Genomic DNA, 14,739 nt, shown 5'->3' with positions numbered 1-14,739 from the left:
GAGATATCAATTATAAATTCTATTTAAATAAAGCCCTTGCTAGTTCCTAGCGAGGGTTTTACGATAGCCAAATAGAACGAAATTTTAGCTATGAAATCTTATTTTCCACTACAAAAGTTTATCTAAATATTATGATATTCGCCCTTGCTAATAAGATAGTGAGGGGCACTTGATAGACTAGTTTGAGATAAATGTGAAAAAAAGAACAAAAGGGGTTTCATAGAATTTGATTTTGGGTTATAATGGTATTGTAAGTTTCATCACAAAGTTTTGAAAGGAGTCTATATTTGATGAAAAAGAAACTTGTTTTAGGCTTTTTCCTAAGTCTATTTGCGATGGTTTTAGTTGCTTGTGGCGGATCAAAAGCTGCTAAAGAAACAGAAACAACAACTGAAGCTAAAAAAGAAGAAGTCGTTTCTGGTGCTTCAGAAAAATCTTATACAGATCCAAAAGAATTGAAAGATAGCTACGATGTCGTTGTTATTGGTTCAGGTGGTGCTGGTATGGCGGCAGCAATTTCAGCTAAGGATGCTGGAGCTAACGTAGCAATTTTTGAAAAAATGCCTGTTATTGGAGGAAATACGTCCAAATCATCTGCTGGTATGAACGCTTCTGAAACAAAATTCCAAAAGGCACAAGGTATTGAAGATAAAAATGATTTGTTCTATGAAGAGAGCCTTAAAGGTGGTAAAGGAACAAACGATACGGAATTACTTCGTTACTTTGTTGATAATTCTGCGTCAGCTATTGATTGGCTTGATGGTATGGGAATCACACTTGATAATATCACAACAACTGGTGGTATGAGCGTTACACGTACACACCGTCCAACAGACGGATCTGCAGTAGGTCAATACCTTGTGGATGGCCTTTATGCTAACGTTACGGAGCGTAAAATCCCTACATTTGTTAATGCTGATGTAACTGAATTAACTGATAAAGACGGTGCAGTAACTGGCGTTAAAGTTAAAGTTGCTGGTAAAGAAAAAACAGTTACAGCCAAGTCTGTAGTCCTTGCAACAGGTGGTTTTGGTGCCAATATGGACATGGTCACAAAATTCAAACCAGAATTGAAAGGTTACGTTTCAACAAACCAAGAAGGTTCAACAGGTGATGGTATTGCGCTTGCAGAATCTGAAGGTGCAGCAACTGTTGATTTAGATCAAATTCAAATTCACCCATCAGTAGAACAAAAAACAGCATATCTTATCACTGAAGCTGTTCGTGGTGAAGGTGCTATTCTTGTAAACTCAAAAGGTGAGCGCTTTGTTAATGAATTAGAAACACGTGATAACGTTTCTGCAGCGATTAATGGACTCAATCCTAACTATGCTTATGTTATCTTTGATAATGCCCTTCGTGGACGTGTAAAAGCGATTAACCAATATGTTGAAAAAGGTCTTGTTGTGGAAGCAAAAACAATCGAAGATTTAGCGAAAGCTATTGACATTGATGGTGCGACACTTAAAACAACACTTGACACATGGAATAAAGCCGTAGCTGATAAATCAGATGCAGCCTTTGGTCGTACAACAGGTATGGACAATGCTCTTTCTGAAGCACCATACTATGCGATTAAAGTGTCACCAGGTATTCACCACACAATGGGTGGTTTGAAAATTAACACTAACACTGAAGTGTTAAATAAAGAAGGAAAAGCTATTCCAGGTCTCTATGCCGCTGGTGAAGTAACAGGTGGTATCCACGGACAAAACCGTATCGGTGGTAATGCCGTGGCCGATATTATCATCTTTGGTCGCCAAGCAGGTAATCAATCTGCAGCACATGCTAAATAGTTTACAAGAAGAGCTAGGAAGTCAATTTTTAGCTCTTTTTAAATTGTAGAAAAAAGGGGGAAACAGAGAAACTTACCATTTGAATACGTTATATTAAGCAAAAGAAATTCCTATTAGCCATTATTTTTTGTGTGAAAACGTGTTTATGAAAAAAATACGGCACTTTCCTATCATTTTAGAAGTGATTGTGTTACACTAGATAAGTTGTTAATCAAGACGACAAACCGTGCAGAGTAGGTCTGCACAAAATAAGTTATATAAGACGGCTTCGCACCGTTTTTAGAAAAGAGAAACAATTGAAATTTACTGAATTAAACTTATCCGCTGATATTCAATCAGCTGTTGTTACTGCTGGTTTTGAAACACCATCTCCAATTCAAGAGTTGACTATTCCACTCGCTCTTGAAGGGAAAGATGTTATTGGTCAAGCCCAAACGGGGACTGGAAAAACAGCTGCTTTTGGTTTACCAACCTTAAATAAAATTCGGACAGCAGAAAATACCATTCAAGCACTTGTCATTGCTCCGACACGTGAGTTGGCTGTTCAATCTCAAGAAGAACTCTTTCGTTTTGGTCGTGATAAAGGCGTAAAAGTACGTTCCGTTTATGGTGGTTCGAGTATTGAGAAACAGATTAAAGCTCTCAAATCAGGTGCCCATATCGTTGTCGGAACACCCGGACGTTTGCTTGATTTGATTAAACGCAAAGCCTTGAAATTACAAGATGTGGAGACCTTGATTCTTGATGAGGCTGATGAAATGCTTAACATGGGCTTCTTGGAAGATATTGAAGCGATTATTAACCGTATTCCAGAAGAACGTCAAACCTTGCTATTTTCAGCAACTATGCCTGAACCAATCAAACAAATTGGGATTAAGTTCATGAAAAATCCTGAACACGTTAAAATCAAGGCAAAAGAATTGACCAATGTTAATGTAGATCAGTATTATGTTCGCGTCAAAGAACAAGAAAAATTTGATACCATGACACGTCTGATGGATGTTGATCAGCCTGAACTATCAATTGTCTTTGGTCGTACCAAGCGACGTGTGGATGAGTTGACACGTGGTCTTAAAATTCGTGGATTCCGTGCCGAAGGTATTCACGGTGATCTAGATCAAAACAAACGCCTTCGTGTTATCCGTGACTTTAAAAATGATCAGATTGATATCTTAGTAGCAACTGACGTAGCAGCGCGTGGCTTGGATATTTCAGGTGTTACACATGTCTATAACTACGATATCCCACAAGATCCAGAAAGCTATGTTCACCGTATCGGACGTACAGGCCGTGCTGGGAAATCTGGTCAATCAATTACTTTTGTCTCACCAAATGAGATGGGGTACTTGGCTATCATTGAAAACTTGACGAAAAAGCGCATGACTGGTTTAAAACCAGCAACCTCTGAAGAAGCTTTCCAAGCTAAGAAAAAAGTAGCACTTAAGAAAATTGAACGTGATTTTGCAGATGAGAGCCTTCGTCAAAACTTCGATAAGTTCAAAGCTGATGCTGTCAAATTAGCTCAAGAATTTACACCTGAAGAACTTGCCCTTTACATTTTTAGCTTAACAGTTCAAGATCCAGATTCTCTCCCAGAAGTTGAAATTGCTCGTGAAAAACCATTACCATTCAAATATGTTGGTGGTGGTCATGGCAATAAAAATTCTGGTAAAAATGGTCGTGGGAATCGTGATCGTAATCGTAATGGCCGTGATAATGACCGTCGTGGAGGACGTGATCGTCGTCGAGATGATCGAGAGGACTACCGCGGAGGCAAACGTCATGAACGCCGTGATACCCATGATGGTAATGGACGCAGTGACTTTAAACGTAAAACCCGTCGTGGTAGTGACTTTAAAAACGCTGACAAATTAAACAATTCAGGGTCAGGATTCACCATTCGTCATAAAGGTGAGAAGTAATAGTGTTCAAATAAATCTAAACACTCTGTTTTTCAGGGTGTTTATCATTTTTAGTCTATTTTACTCATTTTAAACATGACTATTTTATGCTCATTTAAAATCAAAATCTGATAACTTGTATTCACAAATTTTGGACAGTTTATGTAGTAGGGGGCTCCAAAGGTTTGGGAGACCTTTAGAAATGTGAAATAAAGCTGACGAGGTCAGCAACAAAGCCTCCTTCAGATAGTTTGACTGATAAGAATACCATCATGGTGAAAGAAATATCTTCTCCTCACTGTGTATGTTGTGTTTGAATAGATATAATACTAGTCATAAATAAATTTTCATGTTAAAATAGTCATAATATTTTGAAAATTAGAGGATAAAGCATGAAGGTACCTTTTATTTCTGCTAGTGAATTAGAAACTATTACAGCACAATTTCCAACTCCTTTCCATTTATATGATGAAAAAGGAATTCGTGAAAAAGCACGTGCTTTAAACAAAGCCTTTGCCTGGAATAAGGGATTTAAAGAATATTTTGCAGTTAAGGCGACCCCAACCCCTGCGATTTTAAAGATTTTGCAAGAGGAAAATTGTGGTGTTGACTGCGCAACTGAAGTCGAGTTACTAATGAGCCGGAAACTTGGTTTTACGGACATTATGTTCTCCTCTAACAATACTCCTGCGCGTGAATATGCCTATGCTCGAGAAATTGGGGCTACCATTAATCTAGATGCCTATGAGATGATTGCGTTTCTGAAAGAAACAGCAGGACTACCAGAGACTGTGTCGCTTCGCTATAATCCAGGTGGCGTTTTTGCTCTGGGAACAGAGATTATGGATAATCCTGAAGAATCAAAATTTGGGATGACCCATGACCAGTTGATTCAGGGCTTCAAAGATTTGGAAGCTTATGGTGTTAAGGAGTTTGGTATTCATTCCTTCTTGGCTTCAAATACGGTTACAAATGATTACTATCCTGAATTGGCGCGTCAGCTTTTTACCCTTGCCGTTGAAATCAAGGAAAAAACAGGTGTAGAACTTAGTTTTATAAACCTATCTGGCGGTATTGGTGTCAACTATCGTCCCGAGGAGGTGGCGAATGATATTGACATTATCGGTAAAGGTGTGCACGAGGTTTTTGATGAAGTGTTAATCCCAGCTGGTCTTGGTCATATTAAGATTTTCACAGAGCTTGGTCGTTTTATGCTAGCTCCTCACGGCCTTTTAGTGACAAAGGTTCTCCACCGCAAGAAAACCTATCGGGATTATGTTGGCGTTGACGCATCAGCTGTAAATTTGTTGCGTCCAGCAATGTATGGGTCTTACCATCACATTACCAATATGACAAATCCTAATGGAAAAATAGAAGTTGTCGATGTGGTAGGCTCTCTTTGTGAAAATAATGATAAGTTTGCGAAACAACGTGGATTACCAGAGGCTCGTGTAGGAGATACCTTAGTCATTCATGATACAGGAGCCCACGGCTTTTCAATGGGGTATCAGTATAATGCTAGATTACGTTCGGCAGAAATTCTCTATCAAGAAAATGGGACTGCCAGATTAATCCGACGTGCTGAGAGACCCGATGATTATTTTGCAACTTTATATGGGTTTGATTTTGAAAAATAATATGGAAACCGCGTGCTAACGTGGTTTTTACACGTGTAAGATTAGTTATACCTACTCTAACATAGAAAGGATTTTCAGCTTTTGGAAAAGCTGAAGTAGAGACTAGTGTCTAGGGAATGATTCTCTCGATAATTTAAGGTTTCTTTGAGTGATAAAATGAAAAATTCAGGTCTTGATTTAACAAAAGGTTCCGTTTTAAAGGTTATTTTAGCTTTTGCTTGGCCGATAATGGTATCTAATATTTTTCAACAATTGTATAATACGACCGATACAATGATTGTTGGAAATTTTTTAGGTGAAAATGCGTTAGCCGCAGTAGGGTCGACGGCTGCCGTTTTTGAATTAATTATTGGCTTTACTATAGGGATTACAAATGGTATGGGGATTGTAATTGCTCGCTATTTTGGTGCTAAAGATGATGTTATGCTAAAAAAATCTGTTGCTGCTTCGATTACAATAGGTTTTATGGTTGCTTTATTTTTCACGGTTTTGGGATGGATTGGATTGTATCCTCTTTTACAAATCTTAGGAACCCCAGATAATATAATCCACCAAGCCTATCATTATATTATCCTTATTTTATCTGGATTGCTTATTACTGTTTCTTATAATTTGGGGGCGGCCTTGCTAAGAGCGATTGGTGATAGTTTAACGGTACTGTATATTCTTGTTTTCTCTGCTGTTCTTAATATTGGATTGGACTGGCTTTTTGTTGGGCCTTTTCAAATGGGTATAAAGGGGGCAAGTATTGCGACATTGATTGCTCAGGCGCTATCAACGGTTCTTTGTTGGACTTATATCTATCAAAAACGTCAATTATTGATTCCTAAAAGAAATCATTTTCGAATTGATAAAAACTTGTATCGTGATATGTTAGGCCAAGGAATGTCAATGGGATTGATGTTTTCTATTGTTTCTATTGGAACAGTTATCCTACAAACGGCAATCAATGGTTTGGGAGTTTATATTATAGGTGCGCAAGTGACTGCTCGACGCATTCAAGCCTTCTTTATTATGCCAATGACAGCAACAGCATCAGCTATGGCAACTTTTGCGTCACAAAATTTTGGAGCACGTCAATACGAAAGGATTATAAAGGGAATAAAAAGGGCTTCTTTGGTTGTTGTGATTTGGGCGATATTTGCTTTCCTCTTCCTCGCTTTTGCTGGTAAAGGACTAACCATTTTAATTTCAGGGTCTAATCAAACAGAACTTCTTTCTGCTTCTCAGCTCTATATTCGTTTGACGACACCTTTTTACCCAATTCTAGGGTTGTTGTTTGTTTTACGGAATAGTTTGCAGGGACTTGGCTTCAAGAGATTACCTTTAATTTCTAGTTTTATTGAATTGTTTGGCAAAATTATTTTTGTAGTGTTTATTATTCCGAAACTTGGTTACCTAGGTGTGATTTTATGTGAGCCTCTCCTATGGGTGCCAATGGCGGCGCAGCTTTATATTGCTTACCGAAAGAAAAGAGAATATTTCAAGAGTTACAGGGCCTAGATACGGATGGATTATCACTAGGTGAAGTTAGGTTAAGGTCTTAGCTAGTTTTGCTACATTTCAGAGACGCAAGTGGCTCATATAAATGATTTTCAATGTTGCTTATTGAAACATTTTTAGAAATAGTTAGTACCTAGGAAGATAAAGATCGAAATATTACGCTAGGCATGAAGAAATTGTTGCTTTTAGATAATGTATTTTCGTAAAAGGGTGATTATTATGATGATAATCTGTTATCATTAATGATAAAAATGCAAGACTACTCATAATAACATGTAAACATCATAAAACAATCAAAATTGGATGTGGTTAGAAAATAGTGATATCTTAGTAAGTTTGTTATGCAATTTCTTCGTTCTTGTATTGTTTAGAGATGCTTTTTCTCGTTGTCATTTTACCTTAAAAATGCTATAATATGACAGTAAAAATATTTAGAGAGAATAGGAATCATTATGAATACATTTCTTTGGATTTTATTATTAGTAGTAGCTTTTGGAGGCGGTATGTTTGCAGGTGGTTATATCTTGCGCAAACAGGTTGAAAAAGAATTTTCTGAAAATCCACGTTTGGATGTTAATGCAGTCCGTGAGATGATGAGTCAAATGGGGCAAAAGCCGAGCGAGGCTAAAGTTCAACAAGCTTATCGCAATATCATTAAACATTCAAAAGCAGCAGCTAACAAAAAGAAAAAATAAGAGATAGGGAGTGGGAGTGGGATTCCCGTTCCTTTTCTTTGTAAATTTTTGTAGGCCAATTGATACTCATTCAAAATTAAAATTAGCATTTTGGAATCTCTAATGTCATTGGTGGATTAATGAACGTAGTAATGATAAAACGTTTCTTTCGCCATAGTGGTACTTTTATCAGTGCAATTTCCTTGTCGCTGAGAAATAAAAGAGCTCAGAGTTTTCTCGTGATAAGAACGGACTTTGGTAAGAACTACAGAAATTGAGAATCAATGTCGTAGTAGTTCTCTCGCTAGGATGATTAGGCAGAATGGATGCAGTCAAGTAGCCGACAAGTATGGTTAGGCTCAAATCTAGTAATGGCACTCAGAAGGAGGTTTTAATGCTAACTTCGTTAGCTTTATTTCCTACTTCAAAAGGTCCACCAGACCTTAATGATTGTGACGAACTCTGTTCGTCTTATTTCTCACCTTCAAAGGTCTCCTATACCTTGGCAGTGTCCTCACTTTTTTAGAAAGAAACAAAAAATAATTTTTGAATTTGAATTAGTATTAGGGGAAATGTATCTAATTGAAAAAATTAGGAAAAATAACTATGGATAATCGACCAATTGGTTTTTTAGACTCAGGTGTTGGTGGTTTGACGGTTGTTCGTGAACTGATGCGTCAATTGCCACACGAAGAAATTGTTTATATCGGAGATTCAGCACGTGCTCCTTATGGACCTAGGCCTGCTGATCAAATAAGGGAATATACTTGGGAACTGGTTCATTTTCTATTGACCAAAAATGTCAAAATGATTGTTTTTGCTTGTAATACGGCGACTGCTGTAGCTTGGGAAGAAGTTAAGAATGCCTTAGATATTCCTGTTCTTGGAGTGATTTTACCTGGTTCGAGTGCTGCTATTAAATCAACGACATCAGGAAAAATAGGAATCATTGGTACGCCAATGACAATTACCTCAGACATTTATAGAGAAAAGATTCATCAGTTATCACCACAAATGTCTGTGACAAGTCTTGCTTGTCCCAAATTTGTTCCCATTGTAGAATCAAATGAAGCCTCTTCGAGTCTTGCTAAGAAAATCGTCTACGAGACCTTAGAACCTTTAGTGGGGAAAATAGATACCCTAGTTTTGGGGTGCACACACTACCCGCTTTTACGGCCAATTATCCAAAATGTTATGGGAAATCAGGTGAAATTGATTGATAGCGGAGCAGAATGTATCCGTGATGTATCAGTTCTTCTTAATTATTTTCAACTCAATCACAGTCGAGAGGTTGCTATGGAGAGACATCGTTTTTTCACCACCGCTGGCGTGGCCACATTTAAAGAAATCGCTGAAAATTGGCTAGGGCAAGAAATTCATGTGGAGCATGTGAATTTATAATGAGACAACTCAACAAGTATTGGACAAAAACTGACTGGGTATATTGGAAAATGGGATGATTTTACTCATTTTACTTGTGTTGGAGATGATGATTTTAAAGAGCCTTCGTAGGCTTTATACTAGCTTGCTGGTGGCTCTGGAGATTTCGAAGCTTCAAGTCTATGTTGTCATCCAAGAATCTGATAGTGACTCTATCACTTTTGTTGTTAATATGATTAAAGACAAAACAGAACGTTCATTAGCAGTAAAGAAGTGGCAAGGTGCAGTGTTAGTTGTGGAAGAAAATCTAATTAGTTACTTCTATTTGCCTAAAAATGGTATCAATGTTGAAAAATTTCTTGAATACAAATAAAAATAACAATATGGAGCACGTGGAGCAATGACAGAAAAAATTTATGAATATAAAGATGACAATAATTGGTTTATCGGAAAAGGTTCTTTCGCCAATATGTTTTCTAGTTTTGGAGAGAATGGGAGAGAACAGGATATTTCTCGGCTTGCTCATCAGTTGGATCAATTGATTTTTCCAAGGTATGAAGATGATTTTAATCAATGTGTAGCTATTGAGGTCATCAGACTACAATCAGATGTTCAGCTGATTCAGTTTGCCCTAGAGATTTTAAATGACCTAAATGACCGTCAATTTAGAGTAGTCCATCATAAAGGAACTGTTCTTATTATCGAAGGGGAAAAGCTTTACTCCGTTTATGTGTCAACAAATGGTGTGTCTTTGAAAGACTTCTTTGGTCAATCTGATACAGGCTTTGGGGATACGCTTTTAATAGCTACGAAAAACGAAGGAAAAACCAAAGAGTTTCGTCAATGCTTTGACAAGATGGGGATTAAGGTTGAAAATCTAAATGATTACCCAGATTTACCAGATGTTGAAGAGACTGGAACCACTTTTGAAGCTAATGCACGTTTGAAAGCAGAGACAATTGCTAAATTAACTGGTAAAATGGTCTTAGCTGACGATTCAGGCCTTAAGGTTGATGTGTTGGGTGGTTTACCAGGTGTTTGGTCAGCACGTTTTTCTGGACCAGATGCGACAGATGCAAAAAATAATGCAAAATTATTACATGAATTACAAATGGTTTTTAATCAAAGTGACAGAACTGCCCAATTTCATTGCTGTTTAGTTGTTGCAAGTCCTGATAAGGAGTCTTTGGTTGTTGAGGCTGAGTGGCCAGGCTATATTGGGATGCAAGCTCAAGGAGACAATGGCTTTGGTTACGACCCACTTTTCTTAGTTGGTGAAACTGGCCGTACCGCTGCCCAGCTTTCTTCTGATGAAAAAAATGAACAATCCCACCGCGGTTTAGCGGTCAAAAAACTCATGGAGGTCTTTCCAACATGGCTGAATACACATTAATTGTGATGAGCGATTCTCATGGCGACAGGCAAGTCGTCGAAAACATTAAGCATTACTATTTAGGAAAAGTTGATGCCATTTTCCATAATGGTGATTCTGAATTAGAGTCCAAGGATCCTATCTGGAATGGGATATCGGTGGTATGTGGAAATTGTGATTATGATTCTGGTTATGAAGAGAGTCGAGTGACGCATTTTTCAAATCTGACGATTGTACAGACACATGGTCACCTTTATCATATCAACTTTATGTGGGATCGTTTAGATTTATTTGCTCAAGAAGCAGGTGCTGATATTTGCTTATATGGACACTTACATAGAGCAGCGGCCTGGCAGGAAGGTAAAATTGTTTTTATCAATCCTGGCTCTGTTCTACAACCGAGAGGCGAAGTATCTGAGAAACTTTATGCTAAAGTAACGGTGACAGATGATAAGATTGTTGTTGATTTTTATCGTCTTAACCACACACTTTTTGAAGGATTATCAAAGGAATTTTCACGATGATTGCAAAAGAATTTGAAGTTTTTTTAAAGGGGCAGTTAGAGACTTATTTGACACCAGCAGAAGAAGTTGCCATTTTTGTGGACACCCACAATGCTGATCACGTTTTATTACTTCTTGCAAGCAATGGTTTTTCTCGTGTTCCTGTCATTACAAGGGATAAAAAATATGTGGGAACGATTTCTCTTTCAGATATTATGAGGTATCAGTCGGAGAACGGTCTGCAAGATTGGGAAATGGCTCAAACGGATATTGCTCACATGGCCAATAGCAAGATTTCTACAGTATCTATTGATGCTGATGTGACAGAAGTTCTCCACAAATTGGTGGACTTTCCATTCTTACCGGTTGTTGATGCCGAGCAAACTTTCGTCGGAATTATTACCCGAAAATCAATTTTAAAAGCTGTCAACAGCCTATTACATAATTTTACAAAGGATTACACGATTCATCCCAATGACTGATTTTGTCTCTTATATTTCTCTTTTTTTGTCGGAAAAAAAGCTGACGCAGAACTCTAGAAAATCCTATGCCTATGATTTGGAGCAATTCGTGGCACAGATTGGTGATCGGTTAGATGCTTATAGCTTGCGCCTATATCAAGAAAGCCTTAGCGAACTTAAACCATCAGCTCAAAAGCGTAAAATTTCGAGTGTTAATCAGTTTCTATACTACTTATATGACAAGGGACAAGTCGACTATTTTTACAAATTAAAAGCAGTAGAAAAAAAAGTCGTTCCATTACAAGAAGTATCTTTAATTGATTTAGAGTGCTTATACCGAAAAACGAATCATTTGTCTGGACAGCTCATTGCCTTACTTATATTAGAGCTTGGGTTACTACCAAGTGAAATAGCAGAACTTAAGGTTTCAAATATCAACAAAGAATTTCAGATTTTGACCATAAAAAAGTCAGAAGCAGTTAGGATTTTACCCATTAATGATTGGTTGATGCCCTATTTGAATTGGAAGGACGGACAAGTTTATTTGTTTGAAAATAAAGGAAAAACCTATACGCGTCAATGGTTTTTTGTCACTTTATCTGCCTATTTGGATAGTCTTGACTTATCTGAATTAACGGCTCAAAAATTACGTGAACAACACATTTTGCGTCAACAAAAATCAGGAGTTGCTATTTTGGATTTAGCTAAAAAATTAGGACTAAAAAGCACAGCAACCTTAGAAAAATACTATAAAAATGGATATTAAATTAAAAGACTTTGAGGGACCTTTGGATCTTTTACTTCATCTGGTTTCTAAATATGAAATGGATATTTACGATGTTCCGATTGTAGAAGTCATCGAACAGTATTTAACCTATATTGAGACGCTTCAAGCGATGCGTCTAGAGGTAGCTGGTGAATACATGCTTATGGCAAGTCAATTGATGTTAATCAAAAGTCGTAAATTGCTCCCCCAAATTGTTGAAACAGAGCCAGAAGCAGATGATCCTGAGTTGGATTTGTTGAGTCAAATTGAGGAATATCGAAAATATAAACTTCTCGGTCAAGAATTAGCAGCCCAGCATGACTTGCGTGCTCAGCATTTTTCGAAGCCTAAACAAGAACTTATTTATGATGATGTGACGTTGAATCATGATCGAACGACTATAGATTTATTTTTGGCCTTCTCACAGATTATGGCTAAAAAACAAGCAGAAATTAGAAGTAGCCACACTACAATTTCACGTGATGATTATCGTATTGAAGATTTGATGATATTTGTGGAAAACCAATTGGCACAAAAAAGACGCCTTATGTTGTCAGAATTGTTTCATCAGGCAACAGACAGACAAGAAGTCATCACGATTTTTTTAGCCACATTAGAGCTTATCAAAGTACAAAAGGTTAAAGTATCTCAAGACGATAACTTTGGGGAGATTGTTTTAACAAAAGGGGAGTCTTATGATTAAAATTATTGCACATGCTTTTGCAGAACCTACGGAAGCTGTTGTGGAAGTTGTTTATGCTTCAACAGATGAGACAGCTATTTTAGAGAAAATGGCTACGCTTAAAAAACGGTATCCAAACGACTATTTAGCTACCTATGACTTACCTTTAGATACCGATTTGACGGTGTTACCACATTATCCTTCTGTTGCGATTTGTCCCGATGATTTTTCAGGAGGAACGTCATGAGCCATTTAGCTAATATTGAAGCTCTGCTTTTTGTAGCAGGTGAAGACGGGCTTAGCATGAGGCAGTTGACTGAGTTGACTCAGTTAACGGCGTCAGCTTTATCCCAACAACTTGAAAAGTTAGCCGAAAGATATATCAATGATAATCAATCAGCCCTATGTCTTGTCGAAACAGGAAGAACTTATAAGTTGGTGACGAAAGAAAGACATGCAGAGCTCCTGCGCCTTTACTCAAGTACACCAATCAATCAGAGTCTCTCGCGTGCCAGTTTAGAAGTGCTTTCTATTATTGCTTATAAACAACCGATTACTCGTATAGAGGTCGATGAGATTCGTGGTGTTAATTCAAGTGGTGCTATCTCAAAATTACAAGCCTTTGACTTAATAAAAGAGGATGGTAAAAAAGAAGTATTGGGACGGCCAAATCTCTATGTAACAACAGATTATTTCTTAGATTATATAGGAATTAACCGATTAGAGGAGTTACCGGATGCTTCCTCTATCCAACTTCATAATGAAGAAGTCACTCTCTTTGACACAGATAGTGATATAGAGTAAGATGGATAGAATAAAGCAGATAATTGAATGTATATTGTGATAGACTTTGTTCAATCTCAAAGCAAGAAATAGCTATTACAGACGTGAGTTAGTAGAAAAGGAGGGAGGGGGATTCCTCTCAAATATAATATGCGTATTAATAAATATATTGCCCATGCTGGTGTTGCCAGTCGTCGTAAGGCGGAAGAATTAATTAAAGCTGGTCTTGTTACAATTAACGGAACAGTTGTCCGTGAGCTGGCAACTACGGTTAAAGCTGGTGATAAGGTTGAAGTAGAAGGAACACCTATCTACAATGAAGAAAAGGTCTATTACCTTCTATATAAGCCCAAAGGAGTTATTTCAAGTGTTAGTGATGACAAGGGGAGAAAAACAGTTCTTGATTTATTGCCACAGGTTAAGGAACGTATTTATCCTGTTGGTCGGCTGGACTGGGATACATCTGGTGTTTTGATTTTGACCAATGATGGTGATTTTACCGATAAGATGATTCACCCACGAAATGAGATTGATAAGGTTTATTTGGCGCGTGTTAAAGGCATAGCTACTAAGGAAAATCTTCGTCCGCTAACACGTGGTGTTGTGATTGATGGAAAGAAAACAAAGCCTGCGCGTTATCATATCATCAAGGTAGAGCCTGATAAAAATCGTTCGGTTGTTGAATTGACTATCCATGAAGGGCGCAATCATCAAGTTAAGAAAATGTTTGAATCCTGTGGGCTTCTTGTAGACAAACTCTCTCGAACACAATTTGGTACCTTGGATTTAACAGGTCTTCGTCCGGGTGAGGCTCGTCGTCTCAATAAGAAAGAAATTAGTCAGCTCTATAATGCTGCCATGACAAAATCAAAATGAAAAAATTCCTAATAATTCCAGTAAGATGGTATCAACGCTTCCTATCGCCTGTTTTTCCCCCTTCTTGTCGCTATAGTCCGACTTGCTCTAATTATATGATTGAAGCAATCGAAAAGCATGGTGTAAAAGGTGTTTTTATGGGCTTAGCTCGTATCCTAAGGTGCCATCCTTTTACAAAGGGAGGAGAGGATCCAGTACCGGATTTTTTTAGCCTCCGAAGATATAAGATGAAAAAAAAGAGTTTGAGACAAAAAGACTTTTAGTTTAGAAAAATGATACTATTCAATCTTATTTTCTAATAAATTGTATATAAAAACGAACAAAGATGCTCTTTGATGTATAGGAGATAATCTTTGTTCGTTTTCGGTTTTATTGTTCAGAGTTCTGTCTCCGACTCTTTGTAGT

Annotated in this window: 16 protein-coding genes; all 16 read left to right on the top strand. The window is 37.5% G+C overall.

The window, feature by feature from the left end:
• Window positions 1–290: 290 nt before the first annotated feature.
• The 16 genes from GZ996_RS03155 (at window position 291) to yidD (ending at window position 14,597) form a co-directional block, all read left to right on the top strand.
• The gene (locus GZ996_RS03155) at window positions 291–1,796 is read left to right on the top strand and encodes a flavocytochrome c (RefSeq protein ID WP_162011311.1); all 1,506 of its coding nucleotides are present in this window, start codon (window positions 291–293) and stop codon (window positions 1,794–1,796) included.
• A 296-nt stretch (window positions 1,797–2,092) separates the two neighbouring features.
• Window positions 2,093–3,718 (top strand): DEAD/DEAH box helicase, encoded by a 1,626-nt coding sequence (locus GZ996_RS03150; RefSeq protein WP_162011310.1) that lies wholly within the window; start codon window positions 2,093–2,095, stop codon window positions 3,716–3,718.
• A gap of 371 nt (window positions 3,719–4,089) precedes the next feature.
• On the top strand, window positions 4,090–5,334 hold the full coding sequence (locus GZ996_RS03145; RefSeq protein ID WP_161978789.1) for a diaminopimelate decarboxylase: 1,245 nt from the start codon (window positions 4,090–4,092) through the stop codon (window positions 5,332–5,334).
• A gap of 156 nt (window positions 5,335–5,490) precedes the next feature.
• Entirely contained in the window at window positions 5,491–6,837 is a 1,347-nt protein-coding gene (locus GZ996_RS03140) for an MATE family efflux transporter (protein WP_162011309.1), read from the top strand.
• A gap of 452 nt (window positions 6,838–7,289) precedes the next feature.
• A complete protein-coding gene (locus GZ996_RS03135; RefSeq protein WP_161978790.1) occupies window positions 7,290–7,532 on the top strand; it encodes a YneF family protein in 243 nt (80 codons plus the stop codon).
• A gap of 585 nt (window positions 7,533–8,117) precedes the next feature.
• Window positions 8,118–8,912: a glutamate racemase gene (racE, locus tag GZ996_RS03130; protein ID WP_161978791.1), complete on the top strand. Its 795-nt coding sequence runs from the start codon at window positions 8,118–8,120 to the stop codon at window positions 8,910–8,912.
• Window positions 8,913–8,967: 55 nt separating this feature from the next.
• Window positions 8,968–9,264, top strand: a complete 297-nt coding sequence (locus tag GZ996_RS03125) for a hypothetical protein (RefSeq protein ID WP_161978792.1) — start codon at window positions 8,968–8,970, stop codon at window positions 9,262–9,264.
• Between the two features lie 27 nt (window positions 9,265–9,291).
• On the top strand, window positions 9,292–10,284 hold the full coding sequence (locus tag GZ996_RS03120) for a nucleoside-triphosphate diphosphatase (RefSeq protein WP_161978793.1): 993 nt from the start codon (window positions 9,292–9,294) through the stop codon (window positions 10,282–10,284).
• Window positions 10,266–10,787, top strand: coding sequence for a YfcE family phosphodiesterase (locus GZ996_RS03115; protein WP_161978794.1), 522 nt, complete (start codon window positions 10,266–10,268; stop codon window positions 10,785–10,787). The genes GZ996_RS03120 and GZ996_RS03115 overlap by 19 nt, the downstream gene beginning before the upstream one ends.
• On the top strand, window positions 10,784–11,248 hold the full coding sequence (cbpB, locus tag GZ996_RS03110) for a cyclic-di-AMP-binding protein CbpB (protein ID WP_156806493.1): 465 nt from the start codon (window positions 10,784–10,786) through the stop codon (window positions 11,246–11,248). Before GZ996_RS03115 ends, cbpB begins: the two co-directional genes overlap by 4 nt.
• Window positions 11,241–11,993 (top strand): site-specific tyrosine recombinase XerD, encoded by a 753-nt coding sequence (xerD, locus tag GZ996_RS03105; RefSeq protein WP_161978795.1) that lies wholly within the window; start codon window positions 11,241–11,243, stop codon window positions 11,991–11,993. The genes cbpB and xerD overlap by 8 nt, the downstream gene beginning before the upstream one ends.
• Entirely contained in the window at window positions 11,983–12,696 is a 714-nt protein-coding gene (locus tag GZ996_RS03100; protein ID WP_161978796.1) for a segregation/condensation protein A, read from the top strand. The genes xerD and GZ996_RS03100 overlap by 11 nt, the downstream gene beginning before the upstream one ends.
• Entirely contained in the window at window positions 12,689–12,922 is a 234-nt protein-coding gene (locus GZ996_RS03095; RefSeq protein ID WP_161978797.1) for a phosphoribosylaminoimidazole carboxylase, read from the top strand. The genes GZ996_RS03100 and GZ996_RS03095 overlap by 8 nt, the downstream gene beginning before the upstream one ends.
• Window positions 12,919–13,479: an SMC-Scp complex subunit ScpB gene (scpB, locus tag GZ996_RS03090; RefSeq protein ID WP_161978798.1), complete on the top strand. Its 561-nt coding sequence runs from the start codon at window positions 12,919–12,921 to the stop codon at window positions 13,477–13,479. Before GZ996_RS03095 ends, scpB begins: the two co-directional genes overlap by 4 nt.
• A 129-nt stretch (window positions 13,480–13,608) precedes the next feature.
• Window positions 13,609–14,334, top strand: coding sequence for a pseudouridine synthase (locus tag GZ996_RS03085; RefSeq protein WP_161978799.1), 726 nt, complete (start codon window positions 13,609–13,611; stop codon window positions 14,332–14,334).
• On the top strand, window positions 14,331–14,597 hold the full coding sequence (yidD, locus tag GZ996_RS03080) for a membrane protein insertion efficiency factor YidD (RefSeq protein WP_161978800.1): 267 nt from the start codon (window positions 14,331–14,333) through the stop codon (window positions 14,595–14,597). The genes GZ996_RS03085 and yidD overlap by 4 nt, the downstream gene beginning before the upstream one ends.
• Window positions 14,598–14,739: the final 142 nt, after the last annotated feature.

Source organism: Streptococcus sp. S784/96/1, from assembly GCF_902729355.1.
GTDB lineage: Bacteria > Bacillota > Bacilli > Lactobacillales > Streptococcaceae > Streptococcus > Streptococcus caledonicus.
The sequence above is the reverse complement of the archived record's forward strand: the minus strand, read 5'-3'. Positions and strand labels throughout refer to the sequence as shown.

Bases quoted from the DNA above. Each gene is read 5' to 3' on its own strand.
- GZ996_RS03155 (WP_162011311.1), top strand. From the start codon at position 291: ATGAAAAAGAAACTTGTTTTAGGCTTTTTCCTAAGTCTATTTGCGATG.
- GZ996_RS03145 (WP_161978789.1), top strand. From the start codon at position 4,090: ATGAAGGTACCTTTTATTTCTGCTAGTGAATTAGAAACTATTACAGCA.
- GZ996_RS03140 (WP_162011309.1), top strand. From the start codon at position 5,491: ATGAAAAATTCAGGTCTTGATTTAACAAAAGGTTCCGTTTTAAAGGTT.
- GZ996_RS03135 (WP_161978790.1), top strand. From the start codon at position 7,290: ATGAATACATTTCTTTGGATTTTATTATTAGTAGTAGCTTTTGGAGGC.
- racE (WP_161978791.1), top strand. From the start codon at position 8,118: ATGGATAATCGACCAATTGGTTTTTTAGACTCAGGTGTTGGTGGTTTG.
- GZ996_RS03125 (WP_161978792.1), top strand. From the start codon at position 8,968: ATGATTTTACTCATTTTACTTGTGTTGGAGATGATGATTTTAAAGAGC.
- GZ996_RS03120 (WP_161978793.1), top strand. From the start codon at position 9,292: ATGACAGAAAAAATTTATGAATATAAAGATGACAATAATTGGTTTATC.
- GZ996_RS03115 (WP_161978794.1), top strand. From the start codon at position 10,266: ATGGCTGAATACACATTAATTGTGATGAGCGATTCTCATGGCGACAGG.
- cbpB (WP_156806493.1), top strand. From the start codon at position 10,784: ATGATTGCAAAAGAATTTGAAGTTTTTTTAAAGGGGCAGTTAGAGACT.
- xerD (WP_161978795.1), top strand. From the start codon at position 11,241: ATGACTGATTTTGTCTCTTATATTTCTCTTTTTTTGTCGGAAAAAAAG.
- GZ996_RS03100 (WP_161978796.1), top strand. From the start codon at position 11,983: ATGGATATTAAATTAAAAGACTTTGAGGGACCTTTGGATCTTTTACTT.
- GZ996_RS03095 (WP_161978797.1), top strand. From the start codon at position 12,689: ATGATTAAAATTATTGCACATGCTTTTGCAGAACCTACGGAAGCTGTT.
- scpB (WP_161978798.1), top strand. From the start codon at position 12,919: ATGAGCCATTTAGCTAATATTGAAGCTCTGCTTTTTGTAGCAGGTGAA.
- GZ996_RS03085 (WP_161978799.1), top strand. From the start codon at position 13,609: ATGCGTATTAATAAATATATTGCCCATGCTGGTGTTGCCAGTCGTCGT.
- yidD (WP_161978800.1), top strand. From the start codon at position 14,331: ATGAAAAAATTCCTAATAATTCCAGTAAGATGGTATCAACGCTTCCTA.